Here is a 3,272-nt window from a genome sequence, read left to right as displayed (position 1 = left end):
TGGAGGCGGCGGGAGTCGAACCCGCGTCCTGAAACAGATCCTTCCGGGCATCTACAGGCTTAGTCGGCCGTTTAGTATTCGCCTCGCTTGCTCCGACCGACGGGATCGCGCTCGGCTATCCGCCTGTCGGTTCTCGCTTCTCCCCCCGGCGGCCCGGGTTCGAAGCCAGCCTGCTACCCTACGTCCCGCTCCCGCCTTGCAGGCCCGGCGGGGAGGACGTGACCGCGATTAAGCGGCCAGAGCGAACTGCTCGTCGGCAGTTGTCACAGCCCAGGGGTTTAAAGAGGCCTCCTGGAACCTCTGCCTGCAGCCACGGTTTCACTGAGCCAGTCGAGACCGTTACGCCCCCGTGACGTCTGTCAAAGATCGTAGTATTAATACCCCGGGAGCGGGCCGACTGTCAAGGGCGACGGGGCCCGGGAACCGCGGTTATTCGGGAAGCGGGCGGGATCGGAGGCGCTTGGTCAGGGAGCGCCGTTTCTTCGCTTCCAGGCGCCGCCGTGCCGCCCCCGGCCCGGGCCGGGTGGGCCGCCGCGGCCGCGGTTTTTCCGACGCCCGTTCCAGGAGAGCGTCGAGCCGGCGCAGTGCGTCGTTTCGGTTCATTTCCCGGGTTCGATACCGGTCGGCCCGGATGGTAACCTCTCCCCCCGCGGTCCAGCGGGACCCGGCCAGTCTGCGCAGGCGCCGCCTGACGTTTTCGGGGAGGCCGGCGGGGTCGAACCAGAGTTGGACCGCGGTTTCGACCTTGTTGACGTTCTGCCCTCCGGGGCCGGACGACCGGCTGAAGGAGAACCGCAGGCTTCCGGAAGGGATTCCGAGAGGGGGGCGCTCCGCGGTCAACCGATCGCCTCTTCCAGGATACGGGTCATTTCTACTTCCGTGAGCGCGACGGGGTTGCCCTTCATGCTGGAGGACCTGCCGGCTTTTTCGATCAGGACCGGGATGTCCGCTCGGGTCACGCCGAAGGCGCTCAGAGGCCGGATTCCCAGATCCCATGCCGTCTCGGCCGTCCAGGCGACGGCGTCCCCGGCTTCGGCTTTTTCCCGGCCGGAAAGCAGGCGCCCCGCTTCGGCCAGGCGCGTTTCGGCCGGTGAACCGGGGCCCCGCCGCCGCAGCGCCTCCAGGGTCACGGCCAGGGCCGGAGCGAGCAGCCGGGCGCAGGCCGCCCCGTGGGGAACCGGAAACATCCCTCCCAGCGGCCCGGCGAACCCATGGGGGGCGCCCAGGCCGGCGTTGGCCAGGACCATCCCGCTGCAGAGCGCCGCCAGCGCCATCTCCGTCCGCGCTTCCAGGTCGGAGCCGTGCCGGTAAGCCCGCCGCAGACCTCTCCCGGCCGCCCGCAGGCCTTCCCGGGCGATGGCATCGGTCAGGGGGGAGGCCCGGAGGGAAATGAACCCTTCCAGGAGCTGGGCCAGCGCGTCCATGCCCGATTCGGCCGTGGGGCGCGGGGGCAGGGTCAGAGCCAGTTCGGGATCGACCACGGCCAGGGCGGGGAGGAGGAGGTAGCTGCGCAGGCTGACCTTGACCGACTGTTCGGGACAGGCGATCACGGCGTTGCGGGTCGCCTCCGATCCCGTCCCGGCGGTGGTGGGCACGGCGATGAAGGGAAGAGGGGTGGAGCGCAGGGGGTTCCCTTCGCCGACCACTTCCAGGTATTGGCGCGGATCCCCGGGGTTGGCGATCAGGGCGGCCGCCGCTTTCCCGGCGTCGAGGGCGCTGCCGCCGCCGATGGCGACGACCGCCCGGCATTCGGCTTCGGCGCCCGCTTCCCGCGCCCGGGAGACGGTTTCGATGTCGGGTTCGCGGGCGACGGGAAAGACCCGGGCTTCCAGACCGTGTTCTTCGATCAGGTCCAGCAGCGGCCGGGCCCGGGAAACGTCGTTTCCGGTCACCACCAGCACCGCCCCCTCCGGCGGAAGTTTTTCCCGCACGCGGGGAAGGGAGCCCGGGCCGAAAATGATCGTTCCCGAGGTGGCGAATCGGAACCCGGGCCCTTCAGGCATACTCGCCCACCGGTTCATAGCGGTGGGCGTAACGGGGAACCGCCATCATTTTTTCGACGTCCGCTTTCCAGGAAGCGTAGTGAGCGGTCTCGCGGTGAGCGGCGTGGGCTTCCGGGTTCCGGTAGGCTTCATAAAGGCAGTAGAGGTTGGGATCGTCCGTCCGGCGGATAACGTCGAACCGGAGTACGCCGGGTTCCCGTCGGCTGGCCCGGGCGTTGGCCAGGGTCGCGGCCTCGAACTCCTCGATGAATTCGGGTTTGACCTGAATGAACACCTGCAGAACCAGCATTGCGCACCTCCCGGGTTTTGTCCTGGCCGGGCCTATTGTATCCGCCCGCCGCCGGCGTATCAACGTCCGTGCCCGCACGATCGCGGCGAGCGTGAAATCAGGGTAATCCGCCTGCCGGTGGCGGCCCGATAGACGGTTTCGATGAGAACCGACACGCCGAACATCACCACCAGCACCCACAACTGCGCCGGCGCGGTCGCCGCCGTCTGCCAGATCAGCGCCCCCAGCGCTCCCAGGCAGACGACCGTCCCCACCACCGAGACCCAGGCCCGACTGGAAGTTTCCCGGGCCAGAACGACGTTGGCGAGGTTGACGGCGGCGAAGATGAGGAGAAAACCCGCCGACCCCATGGTGGAAATACTGGTAAGATCGAAAAAATTGGCCACCAGGAGCGAAAAAACGCAGGTAAGGATCAGGCCTTCCAACGGCATCGGGACCCAGCGCATGTGTTTTTTCGTCAACTCCCGGGGAAGTTCCCCGTCCCGGGCGATGATATAGCTGATCCGGGCGGCTCCGTAAAGGGTGGCGTTGATGGCCGAGCAGGTGGCCAGGAGAGCGGCCACCGAGATGATGACGAAACCGAAGTGCCCGAGGAAGGGTTGCGCCGCCGCGGCCAGCGCGTAATCTTGGGCTTCGGCGATTTTTTTCAGGGGGAGGTTGCCGACGGTAACGATCGAAATGACGATATAGAGGGCGATCACGAAACCGACCGAAACGTAATAGGCGCGGGGGAGGAGGCGCGCGGCGTTTTTGACGTCGTTGGCGGTATTGGCGATCAATTCGAAACCCTCGTAGGCGACGAAGATGATCATGCCTCCCGCCACCAGCGAGATCGCCCGCGCCGTTCCGGTCAAAGCGGTGTTTCCCCAGGTGGCGGGAGCCATGGCCGCGGCTTTGACGCTGAAGACGCCGACGGCGGCCACGAAGAGGAGAATCACGAGTTTGATCCCGACGATCGCCTTTTCCGCCCGGCCGACGAA

At 67.1% G+C, this 3,272-nt stretch carries 4 protein-coding genes and 1 other RNA gene; all 5 read right to left on the bottom strand.

All coding sequences use genetic code 11. From position 1 onward, the window contains the following. Positions 1-349, bottom strand: a transfer-messenger RNA (tmRNA) gene (gene ssrA, locus PLZ73_12705). An 80-nt stretch (positions 350-429) separates the two neighbouring features. Beyond that, positions 430-840 (bottom strand): alternative ribosome rescue aminoacyl-tRNA hydrolase ArfB, encoded by a 411-nt coding sequence (gene arfB / locus PLZ73_12700; GenBank protein ID HOO78733.1) that lies wholly within the window; start codon positions 838-840, stop codon positions 430-432. Next, positions 837-2,003, bottom strand: a complete 1,167-nt coding sequence (locus tag PLZ73_12695) for an iron-containing alcohol dehydrogenase (GenBank protein ID HOO78732.1) — start codon at positions 2,001-2,003, stop codon at positions 837-839. The genes arfB and PLZ73_12695 overlap by 4 nt, the downstream gene beginning before the upstream one ends. Next, a complete protein-coding gene (locus PLZ73_12690; GenBank protein ID HOO78731.1) occupies positions 1,996-2,292 on the bottom strand; it encodes a putative quinol monooxygenase in 297 nt (98 codons plus the stop codon). Before PLZ73_12690 ends, PLZ73_12695 begins: the two co-directional genes overlap by 8 nt. A gap of 59 nt (positions 2,293-2,351) precedes the next feature. Continuing rightward, on the bottom strand, positions 2,352-3,272 hold a 921-nt coding region (locus tag PLZ73_12685; GenBank protein ID HOO78730.1), incomplete at its 5' end, for an APC family permease.

This window comes from bacterium (assembly GCA_035380285.1).
Lineage (GTDB): Bacteria > Auribacterota > Erginobacteria > Erginobacterales > DAOSXE01 > DAOSXE01.
Note: the sequence above shows the minus strand (reverse complement) of the source record. Positions and strands in the feature narration are given on the sequence as shown.